Annotated in this window: 20 protein-coding genes; 10 read left to right on the forward strand and 10 right to left on the reverse strand. The window is 69.3% G+C overall.

The genetic code is table 11. The annotated features are described in order from the left end of the window. Positions 1–218: 218 nt before the first annotated feature. On the reverse strand, positions 219–1973 hold the full coding sequence (locus AB0E69_RS22880) for a DEAD/DEAH box helicase (RefSeq protein WP_360150086.1): 1755 nt from the start codon (positions 1971–1973) through the stop codon (positions 219–221). A gap of 337 nt (positions 1974–2310) precedes the next feature. Between AB0E69_RS22880 and AB0E69_RS22885 the strand changes: the two genes are divergently transcribed. Next, positions 2311–2991, forward strand: coding sequence for a ferritin-like fold-containing protein (locus AB0E69_RS22885; RefSeq protein ID WP_360149333.1), 681 nt, complete (start codon positions 2311–2313; stop codon positions 2989–2991). A gap of 298 nt (positions 2992–3289) precedes the next feature. Here the strand turns inward: AB0E69_RS22885 and AB0E69_RS22890 are convergent, their stop codons facing one another. The 5 genes from AB0E69_RS22890 to ligD form a co-directional block, all read right to left on the reverse strand. Then, on the reverse strand, positions 3290–3568 hold the full coding sequence (locus AB0E69_RS22890) for a GlsB/YeaQ/YmgE family stress response membrane protein (protein ID WP_360149336.1): 279 nt from the start codon (positions 3566–3568) through the stop codon (positions 3290–3292). Between the two features lie 145 nt (positions 3569–3713). Beyond that, positions 3714–3941, reverse strand: coding sequence for a DUF3107 domain-containing protein (locus AB0E69_RS22895; protein ID WP_360149339.1), 228 nt, complete (start codon positions 3939–3941; stop codon positions 3714–3716). Between the two features lie 101 nt (positions 3942–4042). After that, positions 4043–4672, reverse strand: coding sequence for a TetR/AcrR family transcriptional regulator (locus AB0E69_RS22900; protein WP_360149342.1), 630 nt, complete (start codon positions 4670–4672; stop codon positions 4043–4045). A gap of 172 nt (positions 4673–4844) precedes the next feature. Continuing rightward, the gene (locus AB0E69_RS22905; protein WP_360149345.1) at positions 4845–5012 is read right to left on the reverse strand and encodes a hypothetical protein; all 168 of its coding nucleotides are present in this window, start codon (positions 5010–5012) and stop codon (positions 4845–4847) included. A 14-nt stretch (positions 5013–5026) separates the two neighbouring features. After that, positions 5027–5953, reverse strand: coding sequence for a non-homologous end-joining DNA ligase (gene ligD, locus AB0E69_RS22910; protein WP_360149348.1), 927 nt, complete (start codon positions 5951–5953; stop codon positions 5027–5029). A gap of 42 nt (positions 5954–5995) precedes the next feature. Here ligD and AB0E69_RS22915 point away from each other — a divergent pair, with 42 nt between their 5' ends. From AB0E69_RS22915 to moeZ, 3 genes are all read left to right on the forward strand, one after another. Further along, positions 5996–6910, forward strand: a complete 915-nt coding sequence (locus AB0E69_RS22915; RefSeq protein WP_360149351.1) for an alpha/beta hydrolase — start codon at positions 5996–5998, stop codon at positions 6908–6910. An 83-nt stretch (positions 6911–6993) separates the two neighbouring features. Next, positions 6994–9813, forward strand: coding sequence for a Calx-beta domain-containing protein (locus AB0E69_RS22920; protein WP_360149354.1), 2820 nt, complete (start codon positions 6994–6996; stop codon positions 9811–9813). 133 nt (positions 9814–9946) lie between these two features. Next, positions 9947–11137, forward strand: a complete 1191-nt coding sequence (gene moeZ / locus AB0E69_RS22925) for an adenylyltransferase/sulfurtransferase MoeZ (RefSeq protein WP_360149357.1) — start codon at positions 9947–9949, stop codon at positions 11135–11137. A 9-nt stretch (positions 11138–11146) separates the two neighbouring features. On the opposite strand, the gene AB0E69_RS22930 is transcribed toward moeZ, so the two are convergent. After that, positions 11147–11932: a maleylpyruvate isomerase family mycothiol-dependent enzyme gene (locus AB0E69_RS22930; protein WP_360149360.1), complete on the reverse strand. Its 786-nt coding sequence runs from the start codon at positions 11930–11932 to the stop codon at positions 11147–11149. Continuing rightward, entirely contained in the window at positions 11929–12570 is a 642-nt protein-coding gene (locus AB0E69_RS22935) for a TetR/AcrR family transcriptional regulator (RefSeq protein WP_360149363.1), read from the reverse strand. The genes AB0E69_RS22930 and AB0E69_RS22935 overlap by 4 nt, the downstream gene beginning before the upstream one ends. Before the next feature lie 88 nt (positions 12571–12658). On the opposite strand from AB0E69_RS22935, the gene AB0E69_RS22940 reads away from it, so the two are divergent. After that, a complete protein-coding gene (locus AB0E69_RS22940) occupies positions 12659–12925 on the forward strand; it encodes a DUF2277 domain-containing protein (protein ID WP_360149366.1) in 267 nt (88 codons plus the stop codon). A 3-nt stretch (positions 12926–12928) separates the two neighbouring features. After that, positions 12929–13282, forward strand: coding sequence for a hypothetical protein (locus tag AB0E69_RS22945; protein WP_360149369.1), 354 nt, complete (start codon positions 12929–12931; stop codon positions 13280–13282). On the opposite strand, the gene AB0E69_RS22950 is transcribed toward AB0E69_RS22945, so the two are convergent. After that, on the reverse strand, positions 13279–14295 hold the full coding sequence (locus AB0E69_RS22950) for a hypothetical protein (protein ID WP_360149372.1): 1017 nt from the start codon (positions 14293–14295) through the stop codon (positions 13279–13281). The genes AB0E69_RS22945 and AB0E69_RS22950 overlap by 4 nt on opposite strands. A 157-nt stretch (positions 14296–14452) precedes the next feature. Here AB0E69_RS22950 and AB0E69_RS22955 point away from each other — a divergent pair, with 157 nt between their 5' ends. From AB0E69_RS22955 to AB0E69_RS22970, 4 genes are read left to right on the forward strand one after another with little or no spacing between them, the layout of a single operon-like run. Beyond that, positions 14453–15292: a TIGR03560 family F420-dependent LLM class oxidoreductase gene (locus tag AB0E69_RS22955; protein WP_360149375.1), complete on the forward strand. Its 840-nt coding sequence runs from the start codon at positions 14453–14455 to the stop codon at positions 15290–15292. A gap of 9 nt (positions 15293–15301) precedes the next feature. Next, a complete protein-coding gene (locus tag AB0E69_RS22960; RefSeq protein ID WP_360149378.1) occupies positions 15302–15598 on the forward strand; it encodes an MGMT family protein in 297 nt (98 codons plus the stop codon). Positions 15599–15655: 57 nt separating this feature from the next. Continuing rightward, positions 15656–18868, forward strand: coding sequence for an ATP-dependent DNA helicase (locus AB0E69_RS22965; protein WP_360149381.1), 3213 nt, complete (start codon positions 15656–15658; stop codon positions 18866–18868). After that, on the forward strand, positions 18868–22095 hold the full coding sequence (locus AB0E69_RS22970; RefSeq protein WP_360149384.1) for an ATP-dependent DNA helicase: 3228 nt from the start codon (positions 18868–18870) through the stop codon (positions 22093–22095). The genes AB0E69_RS22965 and AB0E69_RS22970 overlap by 1 nt, the downstream gene beginning before the upstream one ends. On the opposite strand, the gene AB0E69_RS22975 is transcribed toward AB0E69_RS22970, so the two are convergent. Continuing rightward, entirely contained in the window at positions 22081–22650 is a 570-nt protein-coding gene (locus tag AB0E69_RS22975; protein ID WP_360149387.1) for a Uma2 family endonuclease, read from the reverse strand. The genes AB0E69_RS22970 and AB0E69_RS22975 overlap by 15 nt on opposite strands. Positions 22651–22660 lie beyond the last annotated feature (10 nt).

The raw sequence follows: 22660 nt of genomic DNA on the forward strand, positions 1-22660 counted from the left end.
CGGCTCATCAGCCTTGCTGGTTCCACTGGCCGAATCTCCATGACCGCTGGCCCCACACCCCGCCAGCAGCATCACCCCCGCCACCACAACCCAACCCCTACTCCACCGCATACCCAACCCCTCTCTCGGTCTCCCCAAGGACGCCCGAGAAGGCACAGGACGTTGCACCCCAACATCACCGTTCGGAAACGGTGAAGTGGGATGTGCGGTGAGCTGGGTTACTCCGGGGCGCTGAAGATCGGGGTGGTCCTGCCCGGCTCCGGTACCACCGGTGCCGCGGCCTTGCGAGGCGACCGCTTCCTTGCTGCCTTCGGTGCCGGGGTCTCGTCGGCGGTCGGCTCGGGTGCGGCCTTCGTCTGCGCCGTCTTCCGGGTCCGAGTGCGCTTCGCCGGTGCTTCCTCGGTCGGGGCTTCGGCTGCAGTTGCCTCGGGCTCGGCGACCTTGCGGGTCCGCGTGCGGGCGCGCTTCACCGGCGCTTCCGCGGCGGGAGCCTCGGCAGGCGCGGCAGTCACCTCAGCAGAGGCAGGAGTCAACTCGGCAGGGGCAGTAGTAGCCTCGGCAGCCGGCTCGGCCGCGGCCGCCTTCCGGGTGCGGGTGCGTTTGCGGGGCTTGCGGTCGGCGTCGGCCGGGGCGGAGTCCGTGGTGGGCTCCGGTACGGATTCCGTGGCCGGTGGGACCTGGGTGTGGTTGGTGACGTCCGCGTGCTCCTCGACCGGCTGGCCGGCTCGGGTGCGCTTGCGGGAACGGTTCCGCTTCCGGCCGGGCCGCTCGCTGTCGTCCCGCTTCGGCGCCCGGTCGTCCCGCGAGACCCGCGAGTCCCGCGTCTCCCGGACGTCCTTGACCTCGCGCGCCGGACGGATCCGGCCCTTGGCCTCGGTCGGGATGCCCAGGTCGTGGTACAGCTCGGGCGACGTGGAGTAGATCTCCTGCGGCTCGTCGTACGGCAGGTCGAGCGCCTTGTTGATCACCTTCCACCGGGTCAGGTCCGGCCAGTCGACGAAGGTGACGGCGATGCCGCTCGCCCCCGCGCGCCCGGTCCGGCCGATCCGGTGGATGTAGGCCTTCTCGTCCTCGGGGCAGGTGTTGTTGATGACGTGCGTGACGCCCTCGACGTCGATGCCCCGGGCCGCGACGTCGGTACAGATCAGTACGTCGATCTTGTCGCCGCGGAACCGGGTCAGCGCCCGCTCGCGGGCCTGCTGGTTCAGGTCACCGTGGATCGCGGCCGCCTTGAACCCGCGGTCCTGCAGGTCCTCGGTCAGCCGGGACGCCTCGCGCTTGGTCCGGCAGAAGATCATCACCCGGCCGCGGTCCTCGGCCTGCAGGATGCGGGCCACGACCTCCGGCTTGTCCAGGTCGTGCGCGCGGTAGACGAACTGCGCCGTCGTCGGCACCATCTGGGTGTCCTCGTGCGACTCCGCCCGGATGTTCAGCGGGTGCCGCATGTGGGTGCGCGCCAGGCCGATCACGGCCGACGGCATCGTTGCCGAGAACAACATCGTCTGCCGCAGCTCGGGGGTCTTGCGCAGGATCCGCTCGACGTCCGGCAGGAAGCCGAGGTCGAGCATCTCGTCGGCCTCGTCGAGGACCAGGACCTTGATGTGGCTGAGGTCGAGGACGCCGCGGTTCACCAGGTCCAGCAGGCGTCCCGGCGTACCGACGACGACGTCGACGCCGCTCTTCAGCGCGTCCAGCTGCGGCTCGTACGCGACGCCGCCGTAGATGGTGAGCACGCGCACGGTACGCACGGTGGACGCGATCTCGAGGTCCTTGGCGACCTGGACGGTCAGCTCACGGGTCGGGGTGACGACCAGGGCCTGCGGCTTGCCGGGAGCGGCCAGCTCCTCGTAGTCGGCCTCGCCGGGGGAGATGGTGCGCTGCAGCAACGGGATGCCGAAGCCGAGGGTCTTGCCGGTGCCGGTGCGGGCCTGCCCGATCAGATCGGTGCCCATCAGCGCGACGGGGAGCGTCATTTCCTGGATCGGGAACGGCTCCGTGATGTTGACGCGGTCGAGTGCGTCGCAGATCTCGGGCAGCACGCCGAGCTCTCGGAAGGTGGTCAGGCTGATCGCCTCTTCATGCTTGTACGGACAGGTGTGCTCAGTGGCCGGGCGCCTGGGGTATCTCACCCCGATCGTGAGGCGCGGGGACACTGTGCAAGCACCTCGCACCAGCTTGCCCATCTGGGCGCGTCACCGGCGAATCGCCCACCAGTGTAACCGCTCAGCCTGTCAACGCCGCTTCGTGTGGTTTGCGCCACTGTCCGGAGCCTGCGCCCAGGTGCGGTCTCCGGGAGATAGGGTGCGGCGCATGGAGCAGACGGCCTTTGATGATCCCGCCTACCGGGCCGCGGCGGTGGATCTGCTGGGAGTGCTCGCGTACGGCGAGCTGACCGCGTTCGAGCGGATGGCGGAGGACGCCAAGCTCGCCCCGACGCTGAACGACAAGGCGGAGCTGGCCGCGCTGGCGACCACCGAGTTCGGGCACTTCCAGCAGCTCCGGGACCGGCTCGTCGCGCTCGGCGTGGACCCGATGGCGGCGATGACGCCGTTCGTCACACCGCTGGACGCGTTCCACGACCACACCGCGCCGTCGGACTGGCTCGAGGGCCTGGTCAAGGCGTACGTCGGGGACGGCCTGGCGAACGACTTCTACCGCGAGATCGCGTCGTTCGTGGACGCCGAGACGCGGGCGCTGGTGCTCGAGGTGTTCGCGGACTCCGGCCAGGCCGAGTTCGTCGTGGACCGGGTGCGCGCCGCCATCGACGAGGATCCGAAGCTGGGCGGCCGCCTGGCTCTCTGGGGCCGCCGTCTGGTCGGCGAGGCCCTCAGCCAGGCGCAGCGCATCGCTGCTGACCGCGACTCCCTGGCTTCGCTGCTGGCCGGCTCGGTCGACCGCCCGGGTCTGGACCTGGCCGCCATCGGCCGGATGTTCACCCGCCTGACCGAGGCCCACACCGCCCGTATGACCGCGCTAGGCCTCCAAGCCTGACCACCCCCACCGCCCAACCCCGCCTCTTGCGCCCCGGGAGACAACCCTCCAACTCGATGGGCATCCCCTTAGCTGGAGGGTTGCCCACTCAGATTCTCGGTGGGCAACCCTCCAGCTCAGCGGGCAACCCTCCAGCTCAGCGGGCAACCCTCCACCTCGGTGGGCATCTCCTCAGTTGGTGGGTTGCCCCCTGAGTTGGGGTTGGCCACTGGGCTGGTGGGTTGTTCGGCGGGGGGAAGGGATGGCAACGGCCGCCTGCCCCGGGTGGGGCGGCGGCCGTTTGGTGGTGCCGGTGCGGTCAGGCGGCTCTGGGCTTGCTGTTACGCGCCGAGATGATGGCGATGACGATCGCGGCGCAGACGATCTGGATCAGGTACTGGATCCAGTCCGGGCCCGAGGTGTCCTTGACACCGAGGAAGTAGGCGATCAGACCACCGATGAAGGCGCCGATACCGCCGCCCAGGATGGTCCAGCCGAGGCTGATGTTCTGCTTGCCGGGGAGCACCAGCCGGGCCAGCGGCCCGAAGATGATGCCCGCGATGAGGCTGACGATGATCATCCAGATCCAGTAACCCACGGTTCCTCCTAGAGGGGGTGGCTGACCTGCGTCCCACTGGTGCCCCGTGACATACCAGACCATTCACGACGCAGGTCTTACCGCCATCGTGCCCCCTCGGTGGCACTGCGTACCCAGGACACGCGCGACTGTGTCCGGACCGGGATCAGATCGCGCCGAACCCGACCTTCCGGGTGGTCACCTCGCCGATCTCGACGTACGCCAGCCGGTCGGACGGGACGATCACTCGGCGGCCCTTGTCGTCGGTCAGCTGCAGCAGCTTGGACTTGCCGTCCAGCGCCTCGGCCACTGCCTTGTACACCTCGTCCGGAGACTGGTCGCTCTCCAGCACCAACTCGCGATTGGCGTGCTGCACGCCGATCTTGACCTCCACGAAACCCTCCGGGCACGTCGCTGCCGGCGGCTCTCGCCGGACGCTTCGAGCCTATCCGCTCCGGTGAGCGGACTCGCACCCGTCCGCCGAGAGCAGAACCTTCAGCTGTCGGTGCGGGGGAAGCCGCGGATCCCGCGCCAGGCCAGCGAGGCGACCATGTCGGCGGCCTGCTCCTGCGGGAGCGACGGGTTGCCGGCGCCGAGCCAGTACCGCGCGCTGACCTGGGCCATGCCGACCAGGCTGACCGCCAGCACCATCGACTGCTCCCGGTTCAGCCCGGCGTCCGCACTGATCACCTCGGAGACCGCCTCGGCGCAGGCGTGCGTGACCCGGTCCACCCGCTCGCGGACGGCCGGCTCGTTGGTCAGATCGGACTCGAACACGAGCCGGAAGGCGCCCTGCGCGTTGGCCACGTAGTCGTAGAAGGCGTGCATCGTGGCTGCGACCCGCTGCTTATTGTCCTCGGTCGAGCGCAGCGCGTCCTGCACCGAGGCGACGATGGCGTCGCAGGAGGTGTCCAGCAGTGCCAGGTACAGCTCCAGCTTGCCGGGGAAGTGCTGGTACAGGACAGGCTTCGAGACGCCGGCCCGGTCGGCGATGTCGTCCATCGCGGCGGCGTGGTAGCCGTTCGCGACGAAGACCTCCTGGGCAGCTTCGAGCAGCTGCGCGCGGCGGGCCAGCCTGGGGAGGCGGCTGCCGCGTTTCGGTGCGGTCTCGGGTGTCGTCGACACGTCGGGCTCCTTCGGTGGTGCTGGTCGTGCGGGGTACTACGCTCCGGCGGCGTCGTCACCGAAGATCGGTTCCCCGAATCCTACCCAGCAGTCCTCCTGGTCAGTAGCTTCCCCGCCGACAGCGCGCCATCCGGTCCAGATCGGTCTGCATTGGTCCAGACCCGGTCAGCACTCAGCGGTAGTCGTCCTCGTCGTCGTCGGCCACCTCGCGGCGCTGCTCCTCGACGTCCGCCGGGTCGGCCTCGGTGGGTACGTCGGTCTCCGGCGTCTCCTCGTCGATGTCGTGCTCGGCGTCGAAGGCCGCGTCGAAGTCGGGGCCTTCGAAATCGGTCTCGCTCATGTCTCGCCTCCAGCTCAGCTCGGTAGCGGCTTCGGATCGTCGTACAGGCCCTCGAGTACGTCGCCGTACTCCTCGATCCGGGCCAGTACGTCGTGGGGGAGGAAGCGGAGGTCCTCCGGGGTGGTGGCCGACGCTACCTCGTCCCAGTCGATCGGTGTGGACACCCGGGGCTCGTCGGAGCCGCGGAGCGAGTACGGCGCCAGCGTGGTCTTCGCGCTGGCGTTTTGGCTCCAGTCGATGAACACCTTGTTCGGCCGGAGCGCCTTGGTCATGTTGGCGGTCACGTTCTCCGGCAGGGCCTCCGCCAGCTGCTCCGCGAGCTGCTTGGCGAACGCACTGGTCTGCCGCGAGGACGCAGGCTCGATCGGCACGTAGAGGTGCATGCCCTTGTTCCCGGAGGTCTTCGGCCAGCCCTCCAGACCGAAGTGCCCCAGCAGTTCCCGCAGGGCGAGCGCTACGTCGCAGCACTCGACGATGGTCGCCCCGGGGCCTGGGTCGAGGTCGAACACGATCAGGTCGGCCTGTGGGTCCTTCCCGCCGTCGGACAGCCCGATCCGCCACTGCGGCACGTGCAGCTCGAGTGCGGCCAGGTTGGCCAGCCACACCACGGTCTGGATGTCGTCACAGACCACGAAGTCGGCTTCGTCGCGCCCGGTCGAGCTACCGGGAGTCGGCAGCGTCACCACCCGCACCCAGTCCGGCGTACCGCGGGGTGCGTTCTTCTCGAAGAAGTACGCCGCCTCGGTGCCGTCCGGCCAGCGTTTGCGGGTCAGCGGCCGGTCGGACAGGTGTGGCAGGAGCAGCTCGGCCACCTGGTGGTAGTAGTCGATCACCTCGGCCTTGGTGAACCCGGTCTGTGGATACAGGACCTTGCCGAGGTTCGTGAGCTTCATCGTCTGCCCGTCGACCTCGGTCGTCAGCTGCTGCTGCGAACCCGCCATGGGTCCCAGTTTCCACCCAACGGGCGGCCTAACATGGGTCACGTGGAGAGTTACGGGCCAGTAACCGGGGATGAGGTGCCGCTGGCGGCGCGCGTGTGGCCGGAGCGGCAGGTGCCGGTCGGAGGGGTGAATCTGCTGGTCAGGGACGTGCCGGGAGCGGCAGCGGACCTGCCACCGGCGCTCTACGTGCACGGCCTCGGCGGGTCGTCGCTCAACTGGACCGCGCTGGGCCTGATGCTCAGCGACACAGTGCGCGGAATCGCACCGGACCTGCCCGGCTTCGGCCGTACGCCGCCGGCCGGGTCGGCGGGCATCTCAGAGCAGGCGGCCGTACTGGTCGAGCTGCTGGAGAGGGAGTTCGACCAACCGGCGCATGTGTTCGGCAACTCGATGGGTGGAGCCGCGTCGGTGGCGCTGGCTGCCCAGCGACCGGACCTGGTGGCGTCGCTCACTCTGGTGTCACCCGCGCTGCCGCACCCACGGGTGTCGGCGAGTGCTCTCTGGTTCAGCGCGCTCGCTACGCCGCGGCTGGGCCCCGCGGTCCTCGAGCGGACGAGGCGGCTGCCGTTCGAGCGGCGGTTCGAGGCGTCGCTGGCGATGGTGTTCGGTGACCCGCGGGCGCTGCCGCCGGAGGTGCGAGCGGCGTACGAAGCGGAGCTGCACCGGCGCGACGAGGACCCGTGGGGACCACAGGTCACGTTGGACGGCGCTCGCAGCATCCTGCGGTCCGCGCTGGCCCGGCCGCGCCGTTCGCTGTGGGCGGATGCTGCTGCGATCACCTGTCCGGTGCTGCTGGTCTACGGCGGCAAGGACCGGCTCGTGGACGCCCGCATCCGCACCAAGGCGCAGCGGTCGTTCCCGAATGCACGCCTGCTGTACCTGCCGCAGTCCGGCCATGTCGCACAGATGGAGCACCCGGCGGAGGTCGCTACCGCGTTCCGCCAGTTGATCGCTTGATCGAGTCGAATCCGACGTCGTACTGAGACACGACTGAGCGGGGAGTCCGGTCAACTTTCCTCGCACCTCGGAGGTCTTCCGAGATGTCTGTGTTGTCCGTGTGTACGACGAACGAGAGGACCACTGTGCGAGTGATCGGCAGAGCCGCCCGCAGTCTGTCGCTGGGGATGGTCGCACTGCTGGGTGTGGGGACGCTCACCGCGACGGCTGCCCCGCCAGTCCAGCCGCCATCGGTTGCTCAAGGCAACCATTGGGACGTGAAACCGGTGGCCGGTGGCTACCAACTGAGCCTGCGCCTGGACGCGCCGGCGCCGATGCGCGCGTCGCTACCGCTGCTGGCGGTCGACGGCAAGCCGCTGGGTGTTGCCAGGCAGTCGCCGGACCGCCGGACGCTGACACTGGTCAGCACCGACCCGGCTGTCCTGACCGCCCGCGACGTACGGCTGGTGTGGTCCGGTGACCTGGGGAAGGAGTCGGTGGGTAAGGGCCGGGCAAAGGCCACGGCCGGACCGACCGATGCCGACTGGCTGAAGGCGCGGCGTGGGCCGCTGCTGCCGTCGGACCCGGGCGCGCTGGGCAAGTACAAGGTCGACACCACCGAGTACAACCTCGGTGACGAGGCCGTCTACCTACCTGGTCTGGGACACAAGTCCGAGTTGCGCGGCAAGGTGTACTCGCCGCACGGGGCGGTCGGTCCGCGGCCGGTCGTGATCTTCCTGCACGGCCGGCACGAGGTCTGCTACGGCAACCCGACCAAGCCGCCGTCCGAGAACGACAAGCCCTGGCCCTGCCCGGCCGGGATGAAGGCCATCCCGAGCTACCGCGGGTACGACGCTCCGGCGACCGCCCTGGCGAGCAACGGGTACCAGGTCATCTCGATCAGCGCCAACGCGATCAACGGCTGGGACTCCGGCGCGTACGACGCCGGTGCACAGGCTCGGGCAGAGCTGATCCTCGACCACCTGGCGCTGTGGAGGAAGTGGTCGACCATCGGCGGCGGTCCGTTCCGCCACGCCTTTGTGGGCAAGCTGAACCTGCAGAACGTCGGCCTGATGGGCCACTCCCGCGGTGGTGAGGGCGTAGCGCGCGCAGCGGTGCTCAACGCCGACCGCGGGGGCCAGTACGGCATCCGCGCCGTCCTGCCGCTCGCACCGACCGACTTCGCCCGGGCAACCGTGCCCGGTGTGGCCATGAGCGTCGTGCTGCCGTACTGCGACGGCGACGTGTCGGACCTGCAGGGCCAGAAGTTCTACGACGACACGCGGTACTCCGTGACCGGCGACAACGCGCCGCGGTCAACGGTGACCGTGATGGGCGCCAACCACAACTTCTTCAACACCGAGTGGACACCGGGGCAGTCGACCGCGCCGTCCAACGACGACTGGGGTGGTGAGGGCAGCGAGTCGCCGTGCGGCCCCAAGTACGCGGGACGGCTGGCCCCGAAGGAGCAGCAGGCGGTCGGTACGGCGTACATCGCCGGGTTCTTCCGGTTGCAGCTCGGCCACGAGAAGCAGTTCCTGCCGCAGTTCGACGGGTCGGACTCGCGGGCGGCGTCGGCGGGCAAGGCCGTCGTACGGGTCGTGTCGCAGGAGCCGCTGGCGACGCGGCGGGACGTGAATCACCTGGACACGGCGCTGCCGGCCGGAGCTGTCACCGGCAAGGTCAAGGCGACGGTGTGCGCCGGCGTAAGCCCATCGACGCCTGCACGTGCTGCCACACCGGCGTGCATGGTGTCGGACGACTGGGCCAACGCACCGCACTGGGTCGCTGCATGGTTCGCTGCGAAGACGCCGACCACTGCGGTGACGAAGCTGACCTGGACCGGGACGAACGGCGTGGTGCGGATCGCCGTACCGGCAGCACAGCGCGACGTACGTCGGTACGCCGCTCTGTCGTTCCGGGCCGCACCGGACCCGGTTGGTGCTCCGAAGACGGACCTGAGCGTCCGTGTGGTTGACGGGCACGGCGGTGCGGCCGTCGTACCGGTCTCGTCGGTCAGCGACGCGCTGGTGCGGATGCCGGGCAACAACGACGTCGGTCTGCCCAAGAACATGCTGCGGACCGTGCGCATCCCGCTGGCGACGCTGAAGGGCGTGGACCTGCGGGACGTGCGGGCAGTGGAGCTGCGGACCGACAAGGCCGCGACCGGGTCGGCGTACGTGAGCGACCTGACCTTCTCGTCGCCCAGCCTCGGCTTCTCTGCCCCTGCGGCAGTGCTGCCGAAGCTGTCCGCGTCGAGCGTGACGGTCAAGGAAGGCAACCAGGGCACGCAGAACCTCGACTTCTGGGTGACCATGTCGCGGCCGAGCATCCGGCCGGTCAGCGTGTACGTCGAGTCGAACGGCGACCTCGGCCAGACCGTCGGAGCGGTGGCGAAGCAGCTGGTGTTCAAGCCGGGCCAAACGCGGCAGAAGGTCACTGTGCCGGTCAAGAGCAACACCCGGGACAGCTACGACCTGCCGTTCGAGCTGGTGCTGTCAGCCCCGCACGAGGGTCTGCTGGACGGGTCCTTCGGCCACGGTCTCGTGCTGGACGACGACCCGACGCCCACGCTGACGCTGGGCAACCTGAAGACGGTCGAAAAGACCGAGGAGGTCAACTTCCCGGTCAAGCTCTCGGCACCGAGCGACAAGTTCGTCTCGTTCGACGGTGTGCTCGAGGACGGTACGGCGGTGATCCGCAAGGACTACACCTTCGCCAAGGACGATGGCAGCGGACCGGTCGACCGGTCCGTCGGCGGCTACATCGAGCCGGGCAAGACCACCGGCGAGCTGCCGGTGCAGATCCTCGACGACAAGCTCAAGGAGCCCGCCGAGACCTTCACCGCCGTCATCCAGCAGGTCGACGGCGCGAACCTGAAGGTGCCGGTGACGCTGACGGCGACCATCACCGACAACGACTGACCCGCATTTCTGAGACGGACGGCCCGGGATGTGGACTCCCGGGCCGTCCGGTTGGCCGGTGCGGGAACATGGAGGTGGGAGAGATGGTTGAAAACCGGAGATCCCGTCCGACGTCTTCCTGAGGAGCCGACACGTGTCACTGCCACCGCTGGTCGAACCGGCTGACGAGCTGACGATTGACGAGGTGCGGCGGTACTCGCGGCACCTGATCATCCCCGAGGTCGGGATGGCCGGGCAGAAGCGGCTGAAGAACGCGAAGGTGCTGGTCATCGGCGCCGGCGGTCTCGGCAGCCCGGCCCTGCTCTACCTGGCTGCCGCGGGCGTCGGCACGCTCGGCATCGTCGAGTTCGACACCGTCGACGAGTCCAACCTGCAGCGCCAGATCATCCACGGCCAGTCCGACGTGGGCAGGTCCAAGGCGCAGTCGGCCAAGGAGTCGGTGCTGGAGGTGAACCCGTACACGAACGTCGTCCTGCACGAGACCCGGCTGGACAACGACAACGTGTTCGAGATCTTCGAGCCGTACGACCTGATCGTCGACGGCACCGACAACTTCGCCACCCGCTACCTGGTCAACGACGCCGCCGTGCTGCTGCACAAGCCGTACGTGTGGGGCTCGATCTTCCGCTTCGACGGCCAGGTCAGCGTGTTCTGGGCCGACCACGGCCCCTGCTACCGCTGCCTCTACCCGGAGCCCCCGCCCCCGGGCATGGTCCCGTCCTGCGCCGAGGGTGGCGTGCTCGGCGTGCTGTGCGCGTCCGTCGGCGCGGCCCAGGTGACCGAGGCGATCAAGCTGCTGACCGGGATCGGCGACCCGTCGCTCGGCCGGCTGAACATCTACGAGGCGCTCGACCTCAACTGGCGTGCGCTGAAGGTCCGCAAGGACCCGAACTGCGCCATCTGCGGTGAGAACCCGACCGTCACCGAGCTGATCGACTACGAGAGCTTCTGCGGCGCGATCACCGAGGAGGCGGCCGACGCGGCCGCCGGCTCGACGATCTCGGTCAAGCAGCTGAGCGAGTGGATCAAGCTCAAGGACAACGGCGAGAAGGACTTCGTCCTGATCGACGTCCGGGAGCCGAATGAGTACGAGATCAACCGGATCCCGGGCTCGGTGCTGATTCCCAAGGCGGACTTCCAGACCGGCGTGGCGCTGGAGAAGCTGCCGCAGGACAAGCAGCTGGTCTTCCACTGCAAGTCCGGTGTCCGCTCCGCCGAGGTGCTCGCCATCGCCAAGGGCGCCGGCTTCTCGGACGCCGTGCACGTCGGCGGTGGCGTGGTCGCCTGGGTCGACCAGATCGACCCGAGCCAGCCGTCCTACTAGGGCGGCGTACTAGAACGGCATCCGGCAGCCGGCGACGAGATCGACGGCTGCCGGATCACCGGCCACCACAGGCTGGTCGTCACGCCCTGACAGCGTGCGCATGTAGCCCACGGCATCCACCGCGGCGCGACCTACTGGCTCACCCCTCCCGACCCGGTAGGTCCCACCTCCCTGCCCGGTCAGCTCGAGCACGACCGCCGGCCGGTCGCCCCAGAACGGTCCGGACGCCTCCAGGTCGTACACCACCTGGGCGATCAGCTCCTCGGCGTACGGGCCGGCGTCGAACGGCCGGCCGAGTGCCTGGCACACGTCGTCCCGGTGCATCCACAGGTCGCGCGCCAGCAGGATGTCGCGCACGTACCCGAGGGACATCCGCGGCGTGTCCTCGACCTGCATGCTGATCCGCCGCAACAGCTCCGGGTTCCGCGAGATGGTCCGCGTCGCCTTCGCCCACAGCCCGTCGAACGCCGACCGCAGCTCAGCAGGCGACGCACCGCGGTGCTCGTCGGCCTGCACCATCATGTGCGCGTTCCACCTTGGCTTGCCCGGATACACCCGCTTGCTCTTCTGGAACCGGCGTGGGAACGACAACGGCCTGATGACGTCCTCCGCCTGGCCGATCAGGTGACCGGCGATGTCTGCCACGTCCCACTCGTCGCAGACGGTACGGCGGTGCCACTCGTCGCCCTCGGTCGACGCGAGCAGGTCGTGCCAGGCCTGGAGCTCGGCGTCCCGGTGGAGTCGGCAGTGGGCGCGGTCGGCGCGGCCGATCTGTTCCGCGAGTACAGCTGTCATTTCTTCCCCCTGGTTGGTGCGTAGCGCTGGTAGAACATCTCCAGTACGACGGGCAGCAGCCGGATGAAGCGGCCGTCCTCGAAGGACGCGTCCGGTTCGTTGGCGATCTGCTGCGAGAGCAGGCCGGCCGTCATCGACGTGTAGAGCGCGAGTCCCTCGTCGCTCGCCGCGTCCGGATGCAGGTAGCCGGCGTCGCTCATGGTCTGCAGGTGGTTCCGTAGGTCGTCCAGCGACTCCAGCGCCGGTGCGTAGGCTGCCGGCGTCGGTTCGAAGCCGGGGACGGTCCGCCAGAACATCAGCTGGGTCAGCACCTGGTGCTCCAAGCACCAGCGGCAGAATGCCGTGGCTGCGACCAGCAGCTGCTCGAGCGGATCCTGCGAAGGGGAGCTGTCCAGCGCGGTCCGGTACGCATCGCGCTGCAGTTCGCTGCCGCGCTGGAATAGTGCGTCGTAGATCGCCATCTTCGACGGGAAGTACTGGTAGAGCGATGGCGGCTGCATGCCCAGCCGGCGAGCGACCGCGGACAGGCTCAACGCCGCGACGCCTTCCGCCTCCATCAGTTCGACGGCGACGTCCAGGATCTCCTCGATGGTCTCCTGGCGACGGCGGGTCCGGCGGTCGATGCCTGCGGTGCTCATGCCTTGAGGAAAACCTAAGACCGTTAGGGAAGTCAATACCCCGTAGAATCTTCTCCCGGTTGTCCCCGGCGGCACGTAGGGTCGGGACATGTGCAGAAACATCACCACGCTCCGGGGACTTGAGCCGGCCGCGACCTCTGAGGAGATCTACGCGGCCGCGCTGCAGTACGTGCGGAAGGTGACCGGCGTCGGTTCGATCAGTGCGACCACGCGCGGTCCGATCGAGCGGGCCGCGACCGAGGTCGCGCGGATCACCGAAGAGCTGCTGGCCGAGATGCCGGCCCGCAAGGTGCCGCCGCAGACCGTCCCGCCGCTGCGACGCCCCGAGGTGCGCGCGCGACTAGGTCTCGACTAGACCTTGCCCGAGGCGTCTTCCACCCGCCGGCGGCAGTGGCTGGTCTTTGGCCTGCTGGTGGCCGGCGTGCTGCTCGCGCTGATCAACACCAACGCGCAGACCGAGCTCACCCGGCGCCGTCAGGCCACCTGCGACGGCACGCTGCCCTTACCGACCACGGCGTACCTCGTTGGCTTCGCCGGCTTGCTGATTGGCGCGATCGCCCTGTTCCTGCTGGTCCGCTGGTTCCGCCACAGCCGCCAGCCGATCGCCACCACCCTCCTGATCACCGCCGCCACGGCCGTCATCTTCGAGGTCTTCGCGCTGGCCACAGCGTTCCACGACGCCAAGCCGATCGACTCCCTCTGCTTCGGCTAGTTGGCGAGAATCGGCAGGAAGGCGGCCAGCGCACTGACCAGCAGCGGTGTGCCGACGGCGAGCAGGTACAGCGGATTGCGTACGTAGGGGAGGTCGAGGTGAAGCAGCGTCGCGACCCGGCGAGCCTCCTGCTCCCATTCCTGGGTCGGTTGACCGTCCGCGGGTAAAGGGCAGGCGTGGTCCAGCAGTTGCGCGGCCCGGTTCCGCCAGGCGACCGCCAGCGGTACGGCGATCACCGCGAGGCCGAGCGTGAAGAGGACGCCGTACAGCAGGACGTTCGCGGGCGGGAACTCGTGCGCACGATCGGGATAGGTGTCGACGAACGCGCCGCGCAAGGCACCGGCGGAGGCGACCGCCGCGACGACCCCGAGCGCGAACGCGCCGGAGCACATCTTCAGCAGCTGCCAGAGTTTCTGCACCTGGACGATGGCCTGGTTGACCAGCTCGGGGTCGCGGGTGCGATCGTCCATGGCCAGGGCGTACTCGCGGGCCTCGGCGATCGACGGTCGCCGACGCAAGGTGGCGAGGTCCCGGCACTCGGCGTGGGCGAGCCAGACGATGGTCAGCCAGGGGGCCGTGGCCACCAGCGCGGCCCAGAACAGCAGGTGCATCCGCAAGTCCTGGTTCCGCACCGGGAGCTCCGGCATCGCCGCCGGGAACGCCTGCTGGTAGATCAGGGCCCCGCCGCACCCGGCGGCAGCGGCCAGCAGGTACCGCAGGGTGCGCCCGGCCAACGGGTAGAAACCCCAGGAGTACGGGTGTTGCAGGATCCTGATCGCCTGCACGGTGAGCAGCACGAAGAGCACGAACGACATCCCGGCCACCGCACGCCACACCGTCCACGGCACACCCGAGACCAGCTTCGCACTCTCGGCGGTACCGTTCGCCGCGTCGACCCCGATCAGTGCGGCGACGCCGCCCGCCAGCCCGATGACGGCGATGCTGAGCACCGGCGGCGGAAACTTCATCCAGAACTTGTCCTCGGCCAGCTCCGGTGGCAGATCCCCCAGCATTCCGGACTCCCCTCACCCCAACAGTGAGCTCCCAAGTCTTCCTGGGCGACCGGGTGACCGCACGGCGTGCCGGGCGTGCCGTGCCTGATCGGGCAGAGTGTCCGGACCGGAGTAAGGTCGCGGGCGGGAAACGGTTGCTCGGTGAGGGAGGCGCGGGATGCGGTTTGCGGTGAAGACGAGGCCGGAGCACACGACCTGGCAGCGGCTGCGGGACGTGTGGGTTGCGGCGGACCAGTTCGAGATCTTCGAGTCGGCCTGGCACTGGGACCACTTCTACCCGCTCACCGGTGACATGGCCGGACCGAACCTGGAGGCCTGGACGACACTCGGCGCGCTGGCGCAGGCGACCTCGCGGATCCGGCTCGGCTGCCAGGTGACCGGGATGATCTACCGGCACCCGGCTGTGCTCGCGAACATGGCCGCGACCACGGACATCATCAGCAACGGCCGGCTCGAGCTCGGCATCGGCGCGGGCTGGAACGAGATGGAGACCGCGGCGTATGGCATCGACCTGTACCCGTTGAAGGAACGCTTCGACCGGTTCGACGAGGGCACCGAGGCGATCATCGCGCTGCTCACCGAGAAGGTCGCGAACTTCGACGGCAAGTACGTCAAGCTCACCGACGCGTACTGCGAACCGAAGGCCGTGCAGACGCCGCACCCGCCGATCACCATCGGCGGCAAGGGCCCGAACCGGACCCTGCGCGCGGTCGCGAAGTGGGCGCAGCAGTGGAACGTCATCGTCGCCGACCCGGCCGAGTGGACTCCGCTCAAGCAGGTGCTCGTGCAGCGTTGCGAGGAGGTCGGCCGCGACGTGAACGAGATCACCTGCTCGGTCAACGTCCGTATCGATTCGGAGGCCTCGCTCGATGTCGCGGTCGCGCAGGTCGCGGCGTACGCCAAAGCGGGCGTCGACCTCTGCGTGATGAACCTCCCTCTCGACGCGCCGCCCTCGGTGCTCGAGCCGCTGGCGAAGGCGCTGGCTCCGCTCGCCTAGATTGGGCCTGTGGATCGGGAGGAGTACATCGAGGCCGTGCTGCGTGCCGTGGAGTCGATCCCGGAGGGCAGCGTCGCGACGTACGGCGACATCGCGGAGTACGTCGGTCAGGGCGGACCGCGGCAGGTCGGCGCGATCATGCGCGAGTACGGCGCCAGCGTGCCGTGGTGGCGGGTGATCCGCGCGTCCGGCGTCCCCGCGGACGAGGTCGGTGACGAGCAACTGCACCGCCTCCGCTCCGACGGCGTCCGCATCGCCGACGGCCGCGTCCGCTTACGCGACTTTCGTTGGCAACCCAACGATTGAGGGCTGCGACGGGCCCGCGATCGTGAATTTGTCGGTGGTCTCTGGTGGGATGGAGCGATGGTCAGCAGACAGGGATCCCGGTACCGGTTGGTCCGGGCCGAGGGGCGTACGGCGGAGGCGCCTGTCCTCGATGCGGACCAGCAAGCCGTCGTCGATCACCCTGGCGGGCCGCTGCTCGTGCTGGCCGGGCCAGGCACCGGGAAGACGACGACGTTGGTCGAGGCGGTCGTCGACCGGGTGCGCAATCGCGGGCTGAGTCCGGACGAGGTGCTGGTGCTCACGTTCGGCCGGAAGGCGGCGACCGAGCTGCGCGACCGGATCACCGGGCGGCTCGGGCGGACCACGCGGGTGATGCCCTCGATGACGTTCCACTCCTTCTGTTACGCGTTGCTGCGCCGGTTCACGCCGGCCGACGCGTTCGACGTACCGCTGCGGTTGCCGTCCGGGCCGGAGCAGTCGCTGCGGTTGACCGAGCTGCTCGCCGGGAGCCGCGAGGTTGGTGTGGTGCACTGGCCGACCAGTCTGCATCCGGCGTTGCGGACGCGCGGCTTCACCGACGAGGTGCAGGCGGTGATCGGCAAGGCGCGGCAGCTCGGGCTCGACCCGGAGGACCTGTCCGCGATCGGGCGGTCGGCGGAGCGCGCCGAGTGGGTCGCGGTCGGCGACTTCTTCGAGGAGTACCTGCAGATCCTCGACGCGGAGCAGGTGCTGGACTACTCCGAGCTGATCCACCGGGCCGTGATCCTGGCGCAGCAGCCCTCGGTGCAGGCCAACCTGCGCAACGAGTTCAAGGCCGTCTTCGTCGACGAGTACCAGGACACCGATCCTGGGCAGACCAAGCTGCTGCAGGCGATTGCCGGCAACGGCCGCGACCTCGTGGTGGTCGGTGACCCCGACCAGTCGATCTACACGTTCCGTGGCGCCGACGTGCGCGGTCTGCTGCGTTTCACCGACGAGTTCCGGACCCGCGACGGCGCTGAGGCGCCGCAGGTCGCGCTGGGTACGACGAGACGCTTCGGTACGACGCTGCAGCGGGTGTCGCGCAACGTCGTCAACCGGCTCGGCGTACCGGGGACGCTGGACCGTGACACGTTCGAACGCTTCCGGAACCCGGACGCCTCGACGTGTGTGTTCGGTCCGGGCAAGGTCGAGGCCAACCTGTACTCGACGAGCGGCGCCGAGCTCGAGCACATCGCCGACCTGCTGCGCCGCGCACACGTGCAGGACGGCATCGGCTGGAGCGAGATGGCCGTGCTCGTCCGTTCGGGCAGCCGGTCGATCCCGTCGTTGCGTCGGGCGTTGGCGGCGGCCGGGATCCCGGTGGACATCGCCGGTGACGAACTGCCGCTGTCGCGCGAACCCGCAGTACGGCCGATGCTGCTTGCGCTGCGGGCAGTCGCAGACCCGGACACGCTGACGGTCGACGTCGTCCGTGCTCTCGCTTTGTCGCCGTTGGGGGCGATGGACGCCGGGCAGCTGCGGCGACTGGCTCGGGTGCTGCGTCGTCGTGATCGGGAGGCGGCCGGTGGGCAGCGGCTGCCGCGGTCGTCGGACGAGCTGTTGCGTGAGGCGTTGCTGAACCCGTTGGCCCTGGACGAGGAGGCGTCGCCGGCCGAGGCGCGGTTCGCGGCTCTCGGCGAGCGGTTGCTCAAGGCAAGGAACATCGTGACCGCGGGCGCGGCGCCGGACGAGGTGATGTGGTCGCTGTGGTCCGAGTCGCCGTGGTTGCGGCGGCTGCGCGGCCAAGCCAACTCGGGTGGCGAGATCTCCCGGGCGGCCAACCGGGACCTGGACTCGTTGTGCGCGCTGTTCGACGCGGCCGGCCGGGCGGAGGAGCAGGTCGGGTTCAAGGGCGTCTCGTCGTTCCTGTCCGAGCTGGAGTCGCTGGACATCGCGGCGGACAACCGGTTCGACGGGACGTACCGCGAGGCCGGCGTACAGCTGATGACCGCGCACCGGTCGAAGGGCTTGCAGTGGCGGCTCGTCGTGGTGGCGTCGGTGCAGGAGCAGCAGTGGCCGGACCTGCGGCGGCGGGGGTCGTTGCTGGAGCCGGACCGGCTTGGCACGGACGGGCTGATCGATCCGTTGCCGGCGGGGGCGATGCTGGCCGAGGAGCGCCGGTTGTTCTACGTCGCGATCACCCGGGCGCGGGAGCGGCTGATCGTGACTGCGGTGCAGGCGCCGGAGGCCGACGGCGATCAACCGTCGCGTTTCCTGGCTGAGCTGGACATTCCTTTGAAGCTGGTGGCGGGACGGCCGCGGCGACCGTTGTCGTTGCCCGGCCTGGTCGCGGATCTGCGCTGCGTGCTGGCGGACCCGGCCTCGTCACCGGCGTTGAAGCGGGCGGCGGCGGACCGGTTGGCTCAGCTGGCGGATGCCGTGGATGAACGCGATCAGGTGCTGGTGCCGACGGCCGATCCGGACCGGTGGTGGGGTGTGCGGGAGCGGACGGTGTCTGCCCGGCCGATCGCGGATCCGGAGTTGCCGGTGCCGCTGTCGGGGAGTGCGCTGACGACGATCGTGGACTGCCCGTTGCGGTGGTTCCTGACCCGGCGGGCGGGCGGCGAGACGCCCAGCACGTCGGCGATCGGGTTCGGCATGGTGCTGCACACGTTGGCCGATGCGGTGGCGACCGGGACGTTGCCGCCGTCGGTGGACGAGCTGACCGGGTGGCTGGACAAGGTGTGGACCCAGCTGGAGTTCGAGTCGACCTGGATCTCGGATCGGGAGCGCGGCGAGGCCGAGCAGGCGTTGCGACGGTTCGTCGCCTGGCACCAGGGCCGGCCGGACCGGTCGTTGGTGGCGACCGAGCTGGACTTCGACGTACTGCTGCCGTCCGCGGAGGAGCCGGCCGTGCGGGTGAAAGGCCGGATGGACCGGGTCGAGACGGACGGCGAGGGCGCGGTGCGGGTGATCGACCTGAAGACCGGGCGCACGATCCCGACCAAGCCTGCTCTGGAGCGACATGTCCAGCTGGCGATCTACCAACGGGCGATCAACTCGCGCCAGATGAAGGGTGTCGAGGGGGAGGCCGGCGGCGCGGAGCTGGTGCAACTTCGGCATGACGACAACGGCGGCTTCCCGAAGGTCCAGCCGCAGGCGCCGTTGGTGCCGGACGAGGACGGGAAGACCTGGCTCGACGAGGCTGTGGACGAGGCCGAGCAGATGGTGCGGTCGGAGGAGTTCACCGCTCGGCGCAACGACGGCTGTGCGCGCTGCGAGGCGCGGGCGCTGTGTCCGATCCAGCCCGAGGGCCGGGAGATCGTCTGATGCCTGCCGCCAAGCTTTCGTCCACTGCTGATCTGTGCGATCTGCTGGGGATTCCGTTTTCGGATCAGCAGTTGGCGGCGATCACCGCGCCGTTGGCTCCTGGCGTGATCGTCGCCGGTGCCGGGTCCGGCAAGACGACGGCGATGGCGGCCCGGGTGGTGTGGCTGATCTGCACCGGGCAGGTCAAGCCGGAGGAAGTGCTCGGGCTGACGTTCACGAAGAAGGCGGCCAACGAGCTCGACGTCCGGATCCGCGACGACCTGACGAAGGCCGGCGTACTCGGGTCGACGCTGCCGCCGGAGCAGCATCCGATTCTGGCGGCGCATCTGCGGAGCAACATCCCGAACTGGCAGCCCGAAGAGCCGGGCGAGCCGGTCGTCTCGACGTACCACGCCTTCGCCGGCACGTTGATCCAGGAGCACGGGCTGCGGCTCGGGCTGGAGCCGGACTCGCGCGTGCTCGCCGACGCGACGCGCTTCCAGCTGGCGGGTCGCGTCGTACGGCGGTCCGCTGGGCCGATCCGGTTTGCGTCGCACCACGTGCCGACGCTCGTCAACAGTTTGCTCTCGCTGGACGGCGAGCTTGCCGATCACCTGTTGCGCGCGGATCAGGTCCGCGAGCACGACGATGCCGTACGGCGGGAAGTCGCGGCGGCCCGGAAGCAGACGGTCGAGGTGCGGAAGCTGGCGGAGACTGCGTTGAAGCGGGGCGAGATCCTGCAGTTGGTCGAGGAGTACCAGGCGTACAAGGGGGAGCGGGGCGTCGTCGACTTCGCCGACCAGATGGCGCTCGGGGCGCGGCTCGCCGAGGAGGCCCCGGAGGTCGCGGCGGTCGAGCGCGCCCGGTACAAGGTCGTGCTGCTGGATGAGTATCAGGACACGTCGGTGTCGCAGCGACGGATGCTGACTGCCTTGTTTGCTGCCGGCGACAGCCGCGGGCACGCGGTGACCGCGGTCGGTGATCCGTGCCAGGCGATCTACGGGTGGCGCGGGGCCTCGGTCGCGAACCTGGACGAGTTCCCTGAGCACTTCCCTCAGGCGGACGGGACCCCCGCGCAGCGGTACGTGCTGAGTGTGAACCGGCGCTCCGGCAGCCGGATCCTGGCCGCCGCCAACCAGCACGCGAAGGAGCTCTACGAGCAGCATCCGGGGGTGATCCCGCTTGAGGCGCCGGAGAACGCGCCGGAGGGCGCGATCACGGTCGGGTTGTTCGAGACGCGGTCGCAGGAGATCGAGTGGGTTGCCGATTCGATCGTCGCCGCGCACTCCACCCGCGGGCGCCGGTGGAAGGACATCGGCATCCTGATGCGGACCAACGTCGACCTGAGCGCGGTGCACGAGGCGTTGATCGCTCGGAAGGTGCCGGTCGAGGTCGTCGGTCTCGGTGGTCTGCTGGCGTTGCCCGAGGTCGTCGACGTGGTGGCGACGCTGCAGGCGGTCAACGATCTGACGGCGAACGCGGCGATGCTGCGGATCCTGACCGGTCCGCGGTACCGGATCGGTCATCGCGATCTCGCGCTGCTGGCCAACCGGGCGCGGGCGTTGGCCGACACCGGGCAGCATCCGGCCGCCGACGACCTGGTCGCGGCGCTCGATGCGGCGGTCGCGGGGATGGACTCGACCGAGGTCATCTCGCTGGCCGAGGCGGTCGACGATCCAGGTCACCTGGCGTATTCACCCGAGGCGCTGAAGCGGTTCGCGGAGCTCTCCAGTGAGCTCCGGGAGTTGCGCGGGCACGCGGGGGAGCCGTTGCTCGATCTGGTACGGCGGATGATCAGCACGATCGGGCTGGATGTCGAGCTGACCTCCACGCCGGATCTGGTGGATGCCGGCCGGCGGGATCACCTGGCGGCATTTTTGGATGCTGTGGGCAACTTTGTGTCCACCGAGTCGGACGGGTCGCTGGACGGGTTGCTGGCGTACCTGGCGGCCGAGGAGGAGTACGCCGCCGGCCTCGACCTCGCCGTACCGAGTGAGGCCGACTCGGTGAAGCTGCTGACGACGCACCGGTCGAAGGGCCTGGAGTGGCCGATCGTGTTCGTGCCGACGCTGGTGTCGAAGGTGTTCCCGTCGGACCGCGGGCGGGACAAGTGGACGACCAACGCGAAGGTGCTGCCGTGGCCGTTGCGCGGGGACGCGGACACGCTGCCGGACATCCACGATCTGTCCAACGCCGGTTTGAAGGTGTTTGCGGACGAGTGCAAGGACCTGAACGCGCTGGAGGAGCGGCGGCTCGGGTACGTCGCGTTCACGCGGGCGAAGGAGATCCTGGTCGCGACCGGGCACTGGTGGGGTCCGACGCAGAAGCGTCCGCGCGGCCCGTCGTCGTACCTGGAGACGTTGAAGAAGCATGCCGGTGAGCGTGTGGTGGCCTGGGCGGATCAGCCGGAGCTGACCGAGGAGAACCCGGAGCTCGCCGAGCAGACGCAGGCGCCGTGGCCGACGCCGTACGACGTGACGTCGTACCGGAGGCGGCTGGAGGCGGCGGCGTTGGTGACGCAGGCGCGGGCCGAGGGCCCGTCGGCGGAGGCCGAGGAGTCGCTGCTGCTGGACGAGCAGGCAACGGTAGCGCGGTGGGACTCGGAGCTCGAGCGGCTGTTGTCGGAGGCGAGGGAGTCGCGGAGCCGGCAGGCATACGACGTGACGCTGCCGGCGTCGCTGTCCGCGACCCAGGTGATGCGGCTGGCCAAGGATCCGGACGGGCTCGCGTCCGAGCTCGCGCGCCCGATGCCGCGCAAACCCAACCGGGCGGCGCGTTTCGGCACCCGCTTCCACGCGTGGGTCGAAAGCTACTTCGGGCAGCAACTGCTGATCGACCCCGACGACCTGCCCGGCGCCGCCGACGCGGACATCGTCGACGACCGCGACCTGACCGCGTTGATGGACGCCTTCCGCGACGGCCCCTTCGGCGAAACCACGCCGTACGAGATCGAAGCGCCGTTCGCGCTGGCACTCGACGGCCGGGTCATCCGGGGCCGCATCGACGCCGTCTACCAGGTCGTCCGCGAGGACGGCTCCCGAGGCTACGAAGTCATCGACTGGAAAACCAGCCGCAACGAAACCGCCGACCCCCTCCAACTGGCCATCTACCGAGTCGCCTGGTCCGAACTCATGAACCTCCCCCTGACCGCAGTCACCGCCGCCTTCTACTACGTCCGCACCGGCGACATCATCCGCCCCCAAAACCTCCCCACCAAACCCGAACTGATCGACCTACTGAACGGCTGACCGATTGGTCCGCCGCACCAGCTCGCCGGGGACGATGCGCATCGGGTACGGCCGAGTGGCCTCGAACACCTCGTCGTCCTTGAACGTTCGCTCGACATACCGCCCGCTCTCCAGTTCGAGAACCGTCAGCACGGCCTCTTCGGGCTCGAAGATCCAGTAGGACCCGACGCCGGCTTCCTCGTAGGTGCGCCGCTTCTTGAGCAGATCCATTGCACGCGTCGAGGGCGAGAGAATCTCCACGGCCAACAGCAACGGCCGCCGGACCTTGTCGTCCTCGACGTCCTCGACGCGGCAGACCATCAGGTCGGGTTGCAGGCACGTCCGGTCGCTCGGTCGGTAGTCGAACGGAGCGAAGAAGACCTCGAGCTGCTCTGGGCAGGTCGCCGGAAGCTGTAGCGCGAGTTGGCCGGCCGCCCGTTGACGAACCGCCTCTGGAGAAGGCTTCACCAGCACCGCTCCGTCAAGGAGCTCGCGCCGCTCGCCGTCGTCGGGGAGGGCATCGAACTCAGCCAGCGTGAGCTTCGGCCGCTTGGCGGGTGCTTCCTTCTCGGTCACCCGGCCAGCA

This window comes from Kribbella sp. NPDC026611 (assembly GCF_040638345.1).
Taxonomy (GTDB): Bacteria; Actinomycetota; Actinomycetes; order Propionibacteriales; family Kribbellaceae; genus Kribbella.

Excerpts from the sequence above, each read along its gene's own strand:
- AB0E69_RS22970 (WP_360149384.1), top strand. The coding sequence starts at position 18,868 with ATGCCTGCCGCCAAGCTTTCGTCCACTGCTGATCTGTGCGATCTGCTG.
- AB0E69_RS22965 (WP_360149381.1), top strand. The coding sequence starts at position 15,656 with ATGGTCAGCAGACAGGGATCCCGGTACCGGTTGGTCCGGGCCGAGGGG.
- AB0E69_RS22955 (WP_360149375.1), top strand. The coding sequence starts at position 14,453 with ATGCGGTTTGCGGTGAAGACGAGGCCGGAGCACACGACCTGGCAGCGG.
- AB0E69_RS22930 (WP_360149360.1), bottom strand. The coding sequence starts at position 11,932 with ATGACAGCTGTACTCGCGGAACAGATCGGCCGCGCCGACCGCGCCCAC.
- ligD (WP_360149348.1), bottom strand. The coding sequence starts at position 5,953 with ATGGCGGGTTCGCAGCAGCAGCTGACGACCGAGGTCGACGGGCAGACG.
- AB0E69_RS22935 (WP_360149363.1), bottom strand. The coding sequence starts at position 12,570 with ATGAGCACCGCAGGCATCGACCGCCGGACCCGCCGTCGCCAGGAGACC.
- AB0E69_RS22880 (WP_360150086.1), bottom strand. The coding sequence starts at position 1,973 with ATGACGCTCCCCGTCGCGCTGATGGGCACCGATCTGATCGGGCAGGCC.
- AB0E69_RS22885 (WP_360149333.1), top strand. The coding sequence starts at position 2,311 with ATGGAGCAGACGGCCTTTGATGATCCCGCCTACCGGGCCGCGGCGGTG.
- AB0E69_RS22940 (WP_360149366.1), top strand. The coding sequence starts at position 12,659 with ATGTGCAGAAACATCACCACGCTCCGGGGACTTGAGCCGGCCGCGACC.
- AB0E69_RS22920 (WP_360149354.1), top strand. The coding sequence starts at position 6,994 with ATGTCTGTGTTGTCCGTGTGTACGACGAACGAGAGGACCACTGTGCGA.
- AB0E69_RS22905 (WP_360149345.1), bottom strand. The coding sequence starts at position 5,012 with ATGAGCGAGACCGATTTCGAAGGCCCCGACTTCGACGCGGCCTTCGAC.
- AB0E69_RS22950 (WP_360149372.1), bottom strand. The coding sequence starts at position 14,295 with ATGCTGGGGGATCTGCCACCGGAGCTGGCCGAGGACAAGTTCTGGATG.